General features: G+C 57.7%; 13 protein-coding genes. 6 read left to right on the top strand and 7 right to left on the bottom strand.

The annotated features are described in order from the left end of the window. Positions 1-116: 116 nt before the first annotated feature. Positions 117-1,265, top strand: a complete 1,149-nt coding sequence (locus HUG10_RS16135) for a Gfo/Idh/MocA family protein (RefSeq protein WP_179170544.1) — start codon at positions 117-119, stop codon at positions 1,263-1,265. 96 nt (positions 1,266-1,361) lie between these two features. Here HUG10_RS16135 and HUG10_RS16130 read toward each other — a convergent pair whose 3' ends face one another. Further along, positions 1,362-2,717 (bottom strand): DUF362 domain-containing protein, encoded by a 1,356-nt coding sequence (locus tag HUG10_RS16130; RefSeq protein WP_179171119.1) that lies wholly within the window; start codon positions 2,715-2,717, stop codon positions 1,362-1,364. 149 nt (positions 2,718-2,866) lie between these two features. Here HUG10_RS16130 and HUG10_RS16125 point away from each other — a divergent pair, with 149 nt between their 5' ends. Next, entirely contained in the window at positions 2,867-3,709 is an 843-nt protein-coding gene (locus HUG10_RS16125) for a fumarylacetoacetate hydrolase family protein (protein WP_179170543.1), read from the top strand. A gap of 95 nt (positions 3,710-3,804) precedes the next feature. Further along, entirely contained in the window at positions 3,805-5,277 is a 1,473-nt protein-coding gene (locus HUG10_RS16120) for an enolase-like domain-containing protein (protein ID WP_218780612.1), read from the top strand. Between the two features lie 748 nt (positions 5,278-6,025). Here HUG10_RS16120 and HUG10_RS16115 read toward each other — a convergent pair. The 4 genes from HUG10_RS16115 to HUG10_RS16100 form a co-directional block, all read right to left on the bottom strand. Further along, positions 6,026-6,334 (bottom strand): DUF3006 domain-containing protein, encoded by a 309-nt coding sequence (locus HUG10_RS16115; protein WP_179170542.1) that lies wholly within the window; start codon positions 6,332-6,334, stop codon positions 6,026-6,028. Then, positions 6,331-7,800 (bottom strand): lamin tail domain-containing protein, encoded by a 1,470-nt coding sequence (locus HUG10_RS16110; protein WP_179170541.1) that lies wholly within the window; start codon positions 7,798-7,800, stop codon positions 6,331-6,333. The genes HUG10_RS16115 and HUG10_RS16110 overlap by 4 nt, the downstream gene beginning before the upstream one ends. A 1,558-nt stretch (positions 7,801-9,358) precedes the next feature. After that, the gene (locus HUG10_RS16105; protein WP_179170540.1) at positions 9,359-10,138 is read right to left on the bottom strand and encodes an IclR family transcriptional regulator; all 780 of its coding nucleotides are present in this window, start codon (positions 10,136-10,138) and stop codon (positions 9,359-9,361) included. A 169-nt stretch (positions 10,139-10,307) separates the two neighbouring features. Beyond that, positions 10,308-11,438: an ABC transporter ATP-binding protein gene (locus tag HUG10_RS16100; RefSeq protein WP_179170539.1), complete on the bottom strand. Its 1,131-nt coding sequence runs from the start codon at positions 11,436-11,438 to the stop codon at positions 10,308-10,310. Positions 11,439-11,708: 270 nt separating this feature from the next. Here HUG10_RS16100 and HUG10_RS16095 point away from each other — a divergent pair, with 270 nt between their 5' ends. Next, positions 11,709-12,974, top strand: a complete 1,266-nt coding sequence (locus tag HUG10_RS16095; RefSeq protein ID WP_179170538.1) for a mandelate racemase/muconate lactonizing enzyme family protein — start codon at positions 11,709-11,711, stop codon at positions 12,972-12,974. Continuing rightward, the gene (locus tag HUG10_RS22045) at positions 12,971-13,126 is read left to right on the top strand and encodes an NAD(P)-dependent oxidoreductase (protein WP_218780710.1); all 156 of its coding nucleotides are present in this window, start codon (positions 12,971-12,973) and stop codon (positions 13,124-13,126) included. The genes HUG10_RS16095 and HUG10_RS22045 overlap by 4 nt, the downstream gene beginning before the upstream one ends. A 269-nt stretch (positions 13,127-13,395) precedes the next feature. On the opposite strand, the gene HUG10_RS16085 is transcribed toward HUG10_RS22045, so the two are convergent. Both HUG10_RS16085 and HUG10_RS16080 read right to left on the bottom strand, forming a co-directional pair. Then, entirely contained in the window at positions 13,396-14,259 is an 864-nt protein-coding gene (locus HUG10_RS16085; RefSeq protein WP_179170537.1) for a carbohydrate ABC transporter permease, read from the bottom strand. Between the two features lies 1 nt (position 14,260). Continuing rightward, positions 14,261-15,235, bottom strand: a complete 975-nt coding sequence (locus HUG10_RS16080; protein ID WP_179170536.1) for a carbohydrate ABC transporter permease — start codon at positions 15,233-15,235, stop codon at positions 14,261-14,263. A gap of 157 nt (positions 15,236-15,392) precedes the next feature. Here HUG10_RS16080 and HUG10_RS16075 point away from each other — a divergent pair, with 157 nt between their 5' ends. Then, positions 15,393-15,542, top strand: a complete 150-nt coding sequence (locus HUG10_RS16075) for a hypothetical protein (RefSeq protein ID WP_179170535.1) — start codon at positions 15,393-15,395, stop codon at positions 15,540-15,542. Positions 15,543-15,544 lie beyond the last annotated feature (2 nt).

Raw genomic sequence — 15,544 nt, 5'->3', positions numbered from 1 at the left:
TCGATGGACTGGGAAGATGGGAGTCAATCACTCCACCGTTCTTGTGGGTAGTACCCAAGGGGTGACCAAAACGTTATTGTAGTGCCGAATTGGAGTTTCGACGACGCACTAGCCCCATGCAAGAGATTGGTATCATCATGAATGGCGTGACCGGCCGGATGGGAACGAATCAACACCTCATCCGATCTATTCTGGCCCTCCGAGACGAGGGCGGGGTCGAACTCCCCACTGGAGAGCGGGTGATCCCGAATCCGGTGTTGGTCGGCCGGAACGAGCGCAAACTCAAGGCCTTGAGCGAGGAACACGGTGTCGAGCGCTGGATCGCCGACCCCGACCTAGAGACAGTTCTCGACGGGGACGACGAGATTTACTTCGACTCGCAGGTCACCCCACGCCGTCCGAACGCACTCCTGAAAGCGATCGAGGCCGGGAAGGACGTGTACTGTGAAAAACCCCTGGCGGGAGATTTCGATACTGCCCTCGAAGTTGCCCGGAAGGCGAAGCAAAGTGATGTCAAACATGGTATTGTCCAAGACAAACTGTGGCTGCCCGGGCTGATGAAGCTCCAGCGGCTGATCGACCAGGACTACTTCGGCGAGATCCTCTCGGTGCGCGTCGAGTTCGGGTACTGGGTGTTTACTGGGGACGTCCAACCTGCACAGCGCCCATCTTGGAACTACCGCGCGGAGGACGGTGGCGGAATCATCGACGACATGTTCTCCCACTGGAGCTACGTCATCGAGAACCTCTTTGGCCGCGTGGAGTCGGTTCGCTGTCTGGAGAAGACTCATATCCCCCGACGCGTCGATGAGAACGGCGAGGAGTACGAAGCGACGGCCGACGACGCGGCCTACGCCATCATGGAACTCGAGGACGATATCGTGGCACAGCTCAACTCCTCGTGGACTGTGCGGGTCAATCGCGATGACCTCCTCGAAATCAAGGTCGACGGGACAAACGGGAGTGCCGTCGCTGGACTTCGTGATTGTAAGACCCAACACCACTCCAATACCCCAAAGCCGGAGTGGAACCCCGACACACCGAACGAACACGATTTCTACGACGACTGGGAAGGGGTGCCGAACAACCAGGAGTTCGAGAACGCGTTCAAAATCCAGTGGGAGCAGTTCATTCGCCACGTCGTCGCGGACGAGCCGTTCCCCTGGGATTTCGCTGCGGGCGCTAGGGGCGTCCAGCTTACCGAAGCGAGCTACCAGTCCTCGGACGAGCAGTGTCGTGTCGCACTCGACGAACTCACGATCTGACGGATTACCTTCACACCAGCTACGGGTGTGGCTCGGGTACCGTCTCGGTCCGTCGGAGTATCGACTCCGTTTTCGACGCGCTCAGTTTTGCGGTGATCAATCATCATGTCCCGTCTCGTGAGGGGACGGGGTCGCGAAGTCACCCGCTTCGAACCTAATGGGCGAGGGTTCCTCGAGTACGCGGAGGTCGTCGCGGTCCCGCGCTTCCTCGACGAGCGCGGTCGACGCGTAGAGCCGGTGGAGGTGCATCGTGTCGGCAGCGCGGAGGACGCGGACCGTCGTCGGGTCGACGATTCCAATTGTCGACATTGCTGCGACGAGGCCGGCGCGGTCGGTCTCGACGGCCGGCGGGAGCCGGACGCCCCTGGTCGTACTCGCCGTCAGGGCGTTGATGAGCGTCGTCGGCATCTCGATCTCTTCGAGGAGGTTCGCATGGACGAAGTCGGCCGAGCCCATCCCCATGGCGTTGCCGTGTGTCGTCCCGGTGAGTCCCCGTGTATAGATCCGTTTGATATCAGGAAGGTCCGGCTCAGGTTCCTGGATCGCAAACGGGCGGCGACCGATGACGTTCGTGTCCATCCCCTGGCCGCTGATGTCCTTCCCCTGCCGGTCGAGCACTAGTACATCGAGTTCCGAGAACGGGAGCGTCGGCATGATATCGTACGCGGTCTCGAGGAGTTCCGCCTCGCGGTCGAGAAAGCCCTCCGGTGGCACCCCTTCAATGAGTGTGGTGTCGTCCCGCTGGTCTTCGAGAATCGCGACCCCACCAACGACGGGAAGTTCCGCGAGTAGCTGTTCGGTGATTTCGGGGATCATGTTTCGGAGCGACCAGTCGACGGCCCAGTCATGGGCGATCTTCGCCCCGCGCTGTTTGCCCATCCCGATGACGAGCATCTTCGAAAGGCCGCTCTCGACCGTGCCATCGAAGTCGGTGTGCGGTTTGACTCGGTTGATCGGCACGATCGCGTCGGCCGCGACCGCGTTCGCGTCGGCGACGACCGGCACGTCCCGGTCGGCGGTCCGACCGACCTCGGTGACCTCCATGCTCGACCGAATCTCGCAGCCGATGGCCGACTCGGTCACGCCGAGTTCGGCCAGCATCTCGCGCTGCCCCTCCCCCGTGGCCCCGCCGTGACTGCCCATCGCTGGGAACACGAACGGTTCGTATCCGAGGTCCTGGGCCTCCGCAACAACGCCGGCGACGATCCGGCTGAGATTCGCGATCCCACGGCTCCCGACGCCGAGTGCTATCTCACCGCCCTCTGGGACGTCATCAAGGGGGAGTGATCCAAAGGCATCCGCTGCCCGCTCCCCGATGGCTTCGCGCGCAATCGGGTCGGTCTCCCAAACTTGTTCGATGAGTCCGAGTTCGGGAAGCGGAGTATCGCCACATGCCTTGCGGATCGACTCTTCCGGTACAGCAAGTGAGCTCCTTGCCGAGTTTGCATCCATACCGTATCGCTGGGTTGATTCAGTGAAAAATATGCCCCTACTGCAGTCTCCGCACGACAGCAATCGCTGAGAGCACGCGTCAGAGCTGATCATCGGTGGTAACGCATCCATCTCAATATTTAAGGTGGCGGCCCCATCTCTCACACCCGATGCAATTCGTTCGATACAACGGTGGTGCTGGACCCACATGGGGCATCAAAACCGAGGCAGGCATCCACGCCCTCGCCGATCTCCCAGCGGGTGAACCGTCCTATCAGGACCTCACCAATCAACGGTATCTCGATCAGGTACTCGACCTCGTTCAAGACGAAGCCGTCTCACAGGTCGACCCCGATGAGGTACGCCTGCTGGCGCCGGTTCCCCGCCCGCCGAAAATCGTCTGCGCCGGGCTCAATTACCGGGACCATGCAGAAGAACAGGACGAAGAAATCCCTGACGAACCTCTTCTATTCGCCAAGGCACCGACGACAGTCACAAATCCGAACAGCCCGATCGTCCATCCAGACGGTGAACAGGTGGACTACGAAGTCGAACTTGCAGTCGTCATCGGCCGCACCGCAAAGAACCTCGACGAGAACGAAGTTTCAGAATACGTCGCCGGGTACACGATTCTCAACGATGTGAGCGGCCGGGACGCGCAGTTCTCCGACGGCCAGTTCTTCAGGGGGAAGAGCTACGACACCTTCTCCCCGATGGGCCCCACGCTCGTGGCAGGAGACGACTTCGACCCAAACGCCGTCGATGTCGCGTTACACGTCGACGGGGAGACGAAACAGTCATCCAACACGAGACAGTTCATTTTCGACGTCCCAGAACTGGTGTCGTACATTAGCGCGAACATGACGCTCCAGCCTGGAGATGTGATTTCGACCGGAACACCAGGTGGTGTCGGAATCTTCCGCGAGCCCGTCGACCTGCTTGAACCGGGTCAAACCTGCGAGGCCGAAATCGAAGGGATCGGGACGCTCACGAACCCTGTCGTCGGGGAGTAAACTGACGCGGGCCATGGTGAGGCTCAGAATCCCCCGGTAGGGGTGGCTCGCAAGCAGCAGTATCCTCAGTGTGACCTGTCGGCGGAGGAAGGAATATGGTCGTCGCGATTGTTGGGCCGCCTATGACGATCTCGGTTTCGACCACGACGTTTCACGTAATCGACCTTGAGACCAGGATGCCGTTTCACTTCGGGAATGTCGAAGTGACCGAAATCCCGAAGTTGTTCCTCCGGGTGGAGACTGACGTCGACGGGGCGACCCAGGAAGGCATAGCGACGGGTGGGTTGATTCCAGGCTGGTTCTACAAGGATCCCGAGATGAGCCTTGACGAAGGGATCCAAAACATGGTCGCTGTGTTCCAATCGGCGGCGGACATCGCTCGGAACCTCGACCCGGAACCGACCGCGTTTGCGTTCTGGCGCTCGCTCTACGAAGCCCAACGCGAGTGGGCATCCGACACCTCGTTTCCGCCCTTACTCTGGTCGTACGGCGTGAGTCTCGTTGAACAGGCAGTGATCGACGCTGTCTGCCGCGAAACGAACACGACTTTCGCGAGCGCAGTCCGGGAGAACCTGCTTGGGATCGACCTGGGCTCGGTGTACGACGAGTTGGCCCCGTTCAAACCCAAGGAGTTGTTACCGGAAAGACCGCGACGTGCTACTGCGGTCAGGCACACCGTGGGCCTCGACGATCCGCTCACGAACCCGGAACTCGTAGATAGTCGACCCGACGATGGACTACCGCTGACGCTCGCTGAGTACGTGCGCGAAGATGGGGTGAACCATTTCAAGATCAAGCTCTCCGCGGACCCTGAAACCGATAGGGATCGGCTCGCTCGGATAGGTGAGGTGCTCGCAAACCTGGACGTCGACGACTACCTCTGCACCGTCGACGCAAACGAGGGGTACGACTCCGCGGAAGACTTCAAACATCAATGGAGTGACCACATGTCGGAACCAGCGCTTCGGGCCATCTTCGATCGTCTCGAATATGTCGAACAACCACTCCCACGAGACGAGGCGTTCACCCCCGAAACTCGGGAGTTGTTCCTCGGGTGGGACGATGCACCGCCGATCATCATCGACGAGTCGGATGGCCGAATCGACAGCACGGGTACCGCGCTCGAGTACGGCTACGCCGGGACGAGCCACAAAAACTGCAAGGGAGTCTTCAAGGGCATCATCAACGCGTGCTTGATCGCCCACCGAAATCAGACTGATGCGGAACGTCAGTACGTAATCTGCGCCGAGGACTTGACGACGGTCGGTCCGGTCGAGTTACTACAAGACTTCGCCGTGACGGCGACGATCGGTGCTGACCACGTCGAGCGAAACGGTCACCACTACTTCAGAGGACTGCACTCATTTCCAAAGAAGATACAGGAGACAGTCTTGGCCGTTCACGGCGATCTGTATCGCCACCATTCCGATGGCTTTGCGACACTCGATATCGACGGTGGCACGGTCGACCTGAACACGACTGTCGATGCGCCATTCGGCGTTGCCCCCCTATACGATACGAGCCAGTTTGCGCCGCTGAACACGTGGCTAAGTGAGCGGAACGGATAATCGATAATCCGAGTCGGCGTAGAGATGCGCTCAACGTGGGAGGGGTTCGCGATCGGCGTTGGGCTCTCTGATGTTCGACTTCATCGTCGTAACGCGATGTCCGTTCGTTCCCCACGTAATTGTCGTCGATACAGCAGAGAGCACATTGGATTGCGGGGTCACCCTTCGGTGGTGCAGCATCTCCCGACAATTCGCCACCCCTTATCCTCTAACAGGGTAGACTTCCAGACATTGTCGACGCCATCGATTGAGTCCGAGACAATCCGGATAGGTATCGTTGCGTTGTAGCCGAGCTTCGGAGAGATATCTGATACAAGTATGGATTGGTAATATTATCTACCAATGCTAAAGTGAGAGATGATAGAACTAGATGGATTTCTGTTCAACGCCGTTCCGCTTCCTTCCGATCTCGCGGTGGCATCACACGCTGCATTCAGTTTGGATCGTGATTATCGGGCTGTATCACGATTTCAATAGGCGTGGTGCGGTTCAGATCTACGTCATTACTGACTGGGGCCGTCCTCCAGTACTCTAGTGGTAAACGGTGGATTGACACCGACTGCACCCAACATATCTGTATCTCATACTACCTTCAATAGTGGTAGTAAATCCCGAATAGTTGTGGAAGATTAATCGCGCAGCGTTAAGCCATTCCAGCAGTTGAACGACGGAGAGAACTATCTCGAACTAGTATCAGGTTGATACCTGTGAGTGGACCGTCAAACAACCTAGGCAACAAGGCGCACGATCACTCAGGCGATTCTGATTCGTCTTCATCTGAGAGTCGTTTCGAGAGCCGATCGAACCGATCTGACGCGGACTCCTGGCGATTCTCGGTCTCCTCGGACTCATAGCTGAACTCAACGGGGTCACCGTCCACGAAGCGAACGGTGAACACCGCGTCCTGCTGGCGGCCATCCTCGGGAAGCCTCGAACGTGCCACGACCGCCTCGTCGACTACCTCTCCGTCTGACTCGATTAGGAGGACGGCGACCTCCTCCCCGTCTTCGGTTTCTTCGAAGCGGTCTAACACCGCAGTCTCCTCTGTCTCGCTCATGAGTACTCCTCCTGTAGTACGACCGCATCGCTGGAATCCGTGACGGTGACCGTGTCGCCACCGTTGTTCCAGATCGCGCTTCCAGAACCCCAGTAGAGGTCTGTTGCTATGTCCGTCCCGCTCCCCGTATGAAGTGTTACACGCTCACCAGGCGCCAGTGTGAACCCATCAGGGACGGTGTACGTGTGGTCCGCACTGTCCGCGACCTGCCACCCAGACAGGTCGAGCGCGTCCTCACCAGTATTCTCGAAGACGAGGTACTCGTCGTTCAGGTTCTCGTTCTCGGTACCCTCCGCATCCGCGTGGATCTCGACCAGCGAGAGCGCAGGCCCCTCATCGTCCGCAGTTTCGGTCTCGGTGCTCGACGATTCAGGTGTGTCCGTACCACCGTCGGCGATCGCTGCTCCGAGCGTCATCCGCAGTTCGAGTGAGACATCACTCCCTGGCTCGACCGGCGATCCGTCGCGGATTGCTGTCGCAGTCGTTGGCGCAGACTGCTGGGTCCAGACCTCGACGGCCGAGCCATTCGATCGGAATGCAGTCGTACCATGGGTTGCCGTCCAGTAGGTCGGGATCGAGCGGTCAGCGAGCCGCTGGAGTGTCTCGGTGTGCGGGTGGTCATACTGAGAGTCGTACGCGCTGGAGATGACTGCTACCTGTGGCTCTGTTACATCGAGGAGCTCCTCGTCAGTGCTCGACCGGCTCCCGTGATGACCTGCCTGCAGGACGGTTACGTTGAGCTGGTCGCCGTATCTGTCGACGAGGTACTCCTCCTGTTCGGCTTCGGCATCGCCTTGGAAGAGGAAGCCCGTCTCGCCGTGGCGTACGAGGAGGACGATACTGTTCTCATTGCGATCCTCGTTGGCGAGATACGGCTCTGGCGGCCCGAGGACGGATACTTCTGCACCGTCGAGCGGAAGCGTGTCACCTGCACGCGTCTCGTACAGCTGGACGTCGTGTTCTTCGATGGCGTCGAGGTAGCGCTCGTACGTCGCCGAACTGGCGGAGAGACCGGGGTCGTACACTGCGCCGATTCCGTCTTTCTCCGTCTCGTAGTACTCGATCACCGCTGCGTGGCCACCTATGTGGTCGGCGTCCGCGTGCGTCGTTACGAGGTGGTCGATTCTATCGATCCCCTGGGCGTCGAGATAGTCGATGACGTGTTCGCCTTCATCGCGCCAGTCGCCCGTATCGATCAGCATCGTCTCCCCAGTTGGCGTGACGATGAGTGTGCTGGCACCCTGCCCGACGTTGATGAAGTGGACCTCGAGCGTTCCATTTGGAGTCTGTGCAGTTGTCGTCTGATTCTGCGTAGGAGAGTCGGTTGGAGCGATCGAAGACGTGGGACTTGTATCGGTGGACTCGTCGACGGAGGGGACAGCCGGTCCGCCAGGACTGGCTGCACACCCACTCAGCATCACGATGAGAACGAGGACAACGAGGAGTGCCCTGCGATTGCCGAGCATATTCCATCCTCTCCGGGTGCAGACAAAACCCTTCCCCAGCCAGCGCGAGGTTATCCGTTAGAGAACGGTCCGCGGACTACGGAGATTGCGTTCTTGTGGAGCTGGAGTCATGTATTCTAGTGAGCGGTCACTCGATTTTTATTCTATACCTAGACATGCGATTCGCTCGGCGACAAGTAGGTCGGGTGGGTGCTTACCGTCGAACGGTTGGCTAACCTCACCCACACAGGATATGTCGGAACTCATTGTATTCCGACTGATCATCTTACACATCATCTCCGATACCAATCGAATCGAGATGCAAGTTCCATAATCGGAAATTGAAATAGGAGTTTACATCACTGAAGTCAGGCAGAATCCTTGAGGCGTTATCGACTGGAAACGGAACATTGTCGACAATATTGTACTGACAGAGGTCGTGAAATCTCATGGAGAGAATACGATGTAAGCTGCGGAAGATAACCTGAAATGGAGAATTTAAGGCGATCTAGAGAATGGGAGAAACCAATAGCCAGTCTGATAAGTGATGGGATAAGCCACCACCTCGGCGAGGATGGGGAGGTTCGAATTGTTCTCAGCCATGATCGGACTATTTGTCTTCTGAGTGCTATCGTAGATGGTGAACCAATCTCACTCAACAACTATAGTCAAAAAGCCGAGTCACAAGTTTTTCTTACACTACAACGTCCGTGAACAAGTTGAACGCCTATTTGGTGATACGAATATCACTTCGTATACCGCGATACCAACCTAAATTTCCCTGACACCGATCCTAGTCGGGTCGTCGGACCTACTCGGCGGAATCGACGCTACCAAGAGATACGTTCCGTCTACAGAGATTCGTTTCCCCTGCTCAACTACTGGGACCTGAACCACGTAACCGCCAGATTTCCTATCCTGGCCATGCGGGCTCGACATAGGCTAGAACGCTTTCGGTGATCGCGAATCCCGCGTCCCTAGAGCGAAGGATGATGAGTTTTTATTCTCTGTGTATTCCTTCTAGTTATTCGAGGGTTGGAGAGACACACCCTCCCCGGTCGATAATAGACACAGGCTTGTGAGTGGGGGGAACTGACGCAATTACCATTTCGAAGAGTCGCTTTGACCCCGATTACAATAGTAGGACTGTAATCCCTATGGAAGGTGTATGCCTCCAGTATGTAGGATAGTTCACCAGAATTCGATGTAGCCATATCACGAGACGGTCCTCTCGGTGTTGTTCATCAGCATGGTCACCGATGGTGTACCGACGAACTGCTCTGACCAACTCTCTCCAAGCGGCGTTCGCAGTGAGCAAATCTAATGACGGAACACAGAATCAATGTAACAGGCAGTCTCGTACAGAATCAATCGATATGGCGAGTGTGAAGACGATCGCACTGCGAGCATCCGGGACAAAACAGGTGGAGACGATATACTCCCTAGAGCGTTCTTGATTCGCTTACTGCGAACGAATGAGTGATTTAGGAGAGACGGTATGCACCGCGTTAAAGGGTCAGAACGGCCGATTTCTCCTGTTTAGGACCGGCGCTGGTGTTTGCCCATTGCAAACAGAGCGTCAGAGGTGAGTCGCGTTGATTTCGATGACGTTGACTGCGCCGCGGATAATCTCAGGGATCTCTTCCGTGAAGCGCTCTCCTTTGAAACGACTCGTTGGGCCGGAGACGCTTATGGCGCCCTGTAGTTTGCCGGTCGGATGTTCGATCGGTGCAGCGACACAGCGGAGGCCATGAAGCACTTCTTCGTCGTCGAAGGCAACGTTCTGGTCACGGATTTGCTCGAGTTCATCGAAGAGTTCATCGGAATCAGTGATTGTCTGTGCTGTCTGCTGGGGTAATCCGTGCGTCTCCAGAATCTCCTCAACGCGATCCTCCGGGAGCTGTGAGAGGATAGCCTTGCCAAGCGCCGTACAGTGGAGGTTTTTCCGATTGCCTGTATATGAGGCCGTTTGTATGGCCTTCTCGCCTTGCGCCTTGTGGAGATAGACCCCTTTGCCGTGCTCTTCGACCATGAACTGGGCGATTTCTCCGGTCTCCTCGGCGAGTCGGTCGACTTCGGTGCACGTGAGGTCGTAGATGTCGACGTCGTTTTTTGCGTACTCTCCGAAATCGACGAATCTGAGACTGATCTCGTACCGGTCGCCGCGCTTGACGACGAACTCGTTGTCGCAAAGCGTCGCGAGGTGGCTGTGGACGGTCGCTTTCGCCAGGTCTAGCTGATCCGCAAGTTCCGACACCCCGGCACCATCCAGATTTCGGAGTTCGTCGAGAATTCGGCAGGTCGTCTGGACCGCCTTTACGCGTCGTCCGACATCCCCTGCGGGGTTGTCCGCTGGCATATCGTTGGCATTGGGCCGGTTCTACAAATGTGTTTGCAATGGCCGAACGGTCGAACTCAAAAGAGCGAACCACCATCGTTACAAAGAGAGCGAGTCGTCGACCGCCCCTCGGGCATTATGTAGCTGGCTGCCTGACCTGGTCGCTGGGTTGAGCGAAGTGATCGTTACGTCAAATCTCCTGTGACATTTCTACGGCATCAGTTGGCTCGCTGTTTTTGAGCGCCGCGCCGGACGCGGCGTCGAACAGGTGGATCTTTCGTTCGGGAAAGACGACGTGGAGGTGGTCACCGGCCTTAACGAGACGTTCGCCTTCGACGCTCATCGTGTACGTCTGGTCTCCGATGGTGATGTAGACGTAGCTGAGTTCCCCCATCGGTTCGACGACATTGACGTCGACAGGGATCGCGTTCGGTGTGTCTGCATCGACGATGTCGATATGTTCTGGGCGGATGCCGAGGGTCAGCTCGGTGCTAGCGTCGGCGACGAAGTCGACAGTTTCCTGGCCGAGGTGGTAGCTGAACTGTTCGTGTTCGAGGATGTTGCCGCGCCGGGTAACAGTTAGGAAGTTCATCGACGGAGAGCCAATAAAACCAGCAACAAACTGGTTGGTTGGCTGGTGGTAACACTCGAGTGGCGTGCCGAGTTGCTGGAGCTCACCACCGTTGAGGACGGCGATGTGGTCGCCCATCGTCATCGCTTCCGTCTGGTCGTGAGTCACGTAGATCGTCGTGATGCCCATATCCTGCTGGAGTTGCTGGATCTCGGTACGCATCTGGGTGCGCAGTTTAGCGTCCAGGTTCGACAGCGGCTCGTCCATGAGGAAGACCTTGGGCTCGCGGATAATCGCGCGACCCAGTGCAACACGTTGCTGCTGGCCACCGGAGAGCGCCTTCGGCTTCTTGTCGAGGAGCTCCTCAATCTCAAGCATTCTGGCAGTCTCTTCGACCCGCTGGTTGATCTCGTCCTTCGGGAGGTCGGTTGTAATCTTCAGCCCGTAGCCGATGTTCTTCCGGACGGTCATATGGGGGTACAGCGCATAGTTCTGGAAGACCATCGCCATCTCGCGCTGCGGGGGCTTCTTGTCCGTGATGTCGTTCCCGTCAAGCAGGACCTGACCGCTACTTGCGATCTCCAGGCCCGCGATGCATCGCAGCGTCGTTGACTTCCCGCATCCGGATGGCCCAACGAGCACCAAAAAATCGCCATCGTCCACCGTTATGTCGAGCGAGTCGACGGCGACAATCCGCTCGTCACCACTGTCAAACACCTTCGTCAGTTTGTTGAGTTCAAGTCGTCCCATAGTCTCTATGCGATTCCGTACCAAATGTTGGAACCTGATGTGATAAAACCTCTGTCCGGCGGTGGTTCTGTGTGATACGCGGTGATTTTCACCACGCGATGGTCGCCTCTCTTTGCAGCTTATGGGAAGGAGTGACTGCTAGACCACGCTGACGCGGGTGTGTGAGTGAGAATGAAGGAACGCTCACTGCCGGTACTGAATCAGCTGCGGAGGGGGACGTCCGCTTCTCCACCACAATCTTTAACCGGGCGTTCTAGCACTCATACGGTAATGGTACAGGATGACGAGCCTGATTATCGAGTTGCACAGGGAGGCGGTGTCCCATGGCGTGATCTCGCACGAACAGAGACACACCGGCCCTCGGAACGAGACATTGAGATAACCGACATCAAAACGATGGCCATCGCAGGGAACTTCACATGGGGTATTGTCAAGGTCGAGACCGACGCTGGCGTCTACGGCCTTGGCGAGACCTTTCGAGCCGAGGCAGCCCTCGATATGGCTGGACGGATGGGGATCGACCTCGAGGGCGAAAACCCGCTCGACACCCACCGCATGCGGGAACTCCTCGAACAACGTTATACCGGAACCGGCCGCATAGGCCAGGCCGCGTTCACTGCTATCGAGACCGCCTGTTACGACATCAAAGGGAAATTGTTGGATGTTCCCGTCTACGAACTCCTCGGCGGGAAGTACCGGGACGAAATCAAAATCTACTGTGATACACATGCGGGGGAGTCGCTCGGCGAGGCCACAGCTCACAATCCCAAGGACGTCTACACGCCCGAGTCCTACGCACAAGAGGCCCGGGCAGTCGTCGACGAGGGCTTCGACGCACTCAAATTCGATCTGGACGTGCCTACACACGCTGGATACGACGATGCAAACCGGCGAATGGACAACGAAGCGCTCGAGCACAAAGTATCACTTGTCGAAGCTGTCCGCGATGAAATCGGCTACGACATCGACCTCGGGATGGACCTCCATTGGAACTTCACCGTGGAGACGGCCATCCGCCTCGGCAAAAAACTCGAACAGTTCGACCTTGCGTGGTTGGAAGACCCAGTACCCCCGGAGAAGTGGGACGCACAGAAGCGCGTCACTGAGTCGGTCGACATCCCCATCTTGACTGGCGAGAACCTCGTCACGGTCGACCAGTTCAACAAGACCGCAAGGATGGGAATGATGGACATTGCAGCGCCCGATGTGAACAAGTGCGGGGGCCTCGGTGAGTACGTCGACATCGCCACAGTCTGTGACCTCTACGGCATTCCTATCGCCTCACACAACATTTCCAGTCCGCTCGGCACTGTTGCCGGCGCCCATGTTTCGGCGGCCATCCCGAACTTCATCGCGATGGAGTGGCACTCCCGTGACGTCCCGTGGTGGAACGACATGGTCGCCCGCACCGGCGAGAGCGGTCCCATCCTCGAGGAGGGGTACATTAACGTTCCCGAGGGACCGGGTCTTGGTGTCGAACTGAATCGCGATCTATGTGAGCAGTACCTCACCGATGGGTCCGAACTGATCGTCTGACTTTCTCATCCCTCGTCAACGTTGCCCGAGGCTCTCTCGTCGACGGGGACGTACTCCTCGACGCACTCAACGCAGGCAAGATCGCTGGTTGGCCTTACCGTTCTTCCCGACGACCCACTACATTCGACCACCTGTTCCGCGACTACGAATAGGTCGTCGCGACACCTCACGTCGCCTTGTACTTGGAGGAAGCGAACGTGAATCGACAGCGCACCATCGCCGCGGGGCTCCTAGGGGAGAACCTCCCCCCACATCGTCAACGGTGTTGAGTGAACACGGAGTCGAAATACCCGTTTTGGTGCCGAACTTCTGAATCTAAAGCGTGTGCCCAAGAGAATGACGCGGCAGCTCAAAGGAAATCGGTCGGTGAAAAGGCGCTCTGTGAGGAGACGAGCGATGAGAAAAGCTGCGCCGACCCTGCTCAGGCCTTGCCGGTACCCGCGGTGAGTCCCTCGACGACCTTACGCTGGAAGAACAGCATGAACAACATCAGGGGGATGATTGACGTGAAGACTGCTGCCGAAATAGTCCCCCACGGTGTTTCGAATTGGCCGCCGTACAGAGCGATACCGACCGTGATAGTTCGCATGCTGTCCTGGCTCATGAACGTCAGTGCGAACAGGAACTCGTTCCATGCATAGATGAAGACGATAATAGCGGTCGTCGCCATCGCCGGCGCCGAGACAGGGAGGATGATTCGGAAGAGAACACCGATGCGCGAGAGGCCGTCCATCAGTCCCGCCTCCTCCAGCGAATCGGGCAACTCCTTGAAGTACGCCTGGAAGATCCAGACGGCGAAGGGGAGCTGGAAGGCCGCGTAGGGGATGATGAGCCCGAGGTAGTTATTGAGCAGTCCCCACGAGCGCGCCAGCGAGAATAATGGGATGAGCCGCGAGATGAATGGCAACATCGCCGTGCCCAGGATGAGCAGGAGGACGTGGAGCTTGAATCGGAAGCGCAGACGTGAGAGCGCGTATCCGGCGATAGCACCAAGGAAGACGTCCAATATTGCAGTGCCACCAGCGACGATAGCGCTATTTATCAAGTATCGGAAGAACGGCGCGTTTCCGAGAGCCACACGGTAGTTCTCCAGCGTTGGATTCTGCGGCAAGTACTGAACTGGAAACTGGACGATGCTCCCGGGTTGCTTGATCGACGTGAGGAAGATCCAGATGACGGGAAACATTGAGACGAGTACCAGGATCAGGAGCGACCCGTAGAAGCCGACCTTCTTACCGACAAACTGGAAGGACTCGATCTCGAAGCTGCGTGACTTAGTGCTCACGTTAGCTCACCTCCGGTTCATACAGCGTTCCCACGTAGATTAACGCGATGAGGAGCGCAATGAGCGTGATGATCGTCGCGGCGGCGGAGCCGCGCCCGAAGGCCAGCGAGTTGAATGTCAGCTTATGGTCGTACAAGACGAGTGTCGTCGTCGCCTCTGCCGGGCCGCCACCAGTCAGCCCGTACGGCAGGCCGAACGCTTGGAATGCGGGGAGCGTTCGGAAGATGAGCGCGACGAGGATGGTCGGCTTCAGCAACGGCAGTGTGATGTCCCGGAACTGGCGCCATTTCGATGCGCCGTCCATACGCGCCGCCTCGTAGAGATGGCTCGGAATCCCGGAGAGTCCGGCCAGCATGATGAGTGCCATGAACGAACTCGTCTTCCAGATAGTAACGAACAACATCGAGGCGAGCGCAGCGTCGGGGACTGCAAGGAACGGGTAGGGGGATTCAAGGATGCCGATCTTGACGAGCATGTCATTGATAACACCGTACTCGCCGTGGAACATCCAAGCCCAGATCCGGGCGTTGATCACTGTCGGTAGCGCCCAGGGAAACAGGATCGCGGCCTGAATGAAGTACTTGCCCTTGAACGCACGGTTGAGCAACAGCGCCATGCCGATGCCGATGACGAGTTCGATCGGGACGCTGACGAAGGTGTAGATGAGGCTCACCGTGAGTGCGTTCCAGAATCGTCCGCTGTTGAGTATCTGTTCGTAGTTCTGTAGGCCGACGAACTGTTTCGTCTCGTGTTCGAGGACATACCCCGTATGCAAACTTCCCCATACCGTATCGACGATGGGGTAGAACGAGACGGTCAGGAGAAACATGACGACGGGAAACAAGAGTACCGTCGCCAGTTCTTCCTCTGTCAGGTCGAGTTCGCGATACCGCCTGAATCGAGCTCGGAGCCCAGTTGACCCGCCCCCAGACGGCTCGATGGGTGGATCGCTGGATTGTTCGACTACATCTGCCATATGTGTCCGTCTACCATGTTGGTGGAGGGGTGCATATAAACTACGGTCATGCACACCCCCCTCGCAGCTACGGTTGAGGAGACGGCCCCCGCAATTGTAGACGCGTCACCACGACCCTAGGTGGTTTTATCCCTTCGCAGGTAGCGGACAGAAGTGTATGCCCGCAGAGACAGTGTTCGCTGCTGTGAGCACAAGCAACAGCGTCCTCGGCAGCGTCACAAACTGGTGGCAATCCCTTAACAGGGGCTGGAAGGCGACCCTCATCGGACTCGCCATCGTCTTGGGGTTCATCGTCGTCCCACTGTGACG

Origin of the sequence: Halorarum halophilum (assembly GCF_013401515.1) — an archaeon.
Classification (GTDB): domain Archaea; phylum Halobacteriota; class Halobacteria; order Halobacteriales; family Haloferacaceae; genus Halorarum; species Halorarum halophilum.
Note: the sequence above shows the minus strand (reverse complement) of the source record. Positions and strands in the feature narration are given on the sequence as shown.

Coding starts and splice junctions, on each gene's coding strand:
- HUG10_RS16135 (WP_179170544.1), top strand. CDS start 117: ATGCAAGAGATTGGTATCATCATGAATGGCGTGACCGGCCGGATGGGA.
- HUG10_RS16130 (WP_179171119.1), bottom strand. CDS start 2,717: ATGGATGCAAACTCGGCAAGGAGCTCACTTGCTGTACCGGAAGAGTCG.
- HUG10_RS16125 (WP_179170543.1), top strand. CDS start 2,867: ATGCAATTCGTTCGATACAACGGTGGTGCTGGACCCACATGGGGCATC.
- HUG10_RS16120 (WP_218780612.1), top strand. CDS start 3,805: ATGGTCGTCGCGATTGTTGGGCCGCCTATGACGATCTCGGTTTCGACC.
- HUG10_RS16115 (WP_179170542.1), bottom strand. CDS start 6,334: ATGAGCGAGACAGAGGAGACTGCGGTGTTAGACCGCTTCGAAGAAACC.
- HUG10_RS16110 (WP_179170541.1), bottom strand. CDS start 7,800: ATGCTCGGCAATCGCAGGGCACTCCTCGTTGTCCTCGTTCTCATCGTG.
- HUG10_RS16105 (WP_179170540.1), bottom strand. CDS start 10,138: ATGCCAGCGGACAACCCCGCAGGGGATGTCGGACGACGCGTAAAGGCG.
- HUG10_RS16100 (WP_179170539.1), bottom strand. CDS start 11,438: ATGGGACGACTTGAACTCAACAAACTGACGAAGGTGTTTGACAGTGGT.
- HUG10_RS16095 (WP_179170538.1), top strand. CDS start 11,709: ATGGTACAGGATGACGAGCCTGATTATCGAGTTGCACAGGGAGGCGGT.
- HUG10_RS16080 (WP_179170536.1), bottom strand. CDS start 15,235: ATGGCAGATGTAGTCGAACAATCCAGCGATCCACCCATCGAGCCGTCT.
- HUG10_RS16075 (WP_179170535.1), top strand. CDS start 15,393: ATGCCCGCAGAGACAGTGTTCGCTGCTGTGAGCACAAGCAACAGCGTC.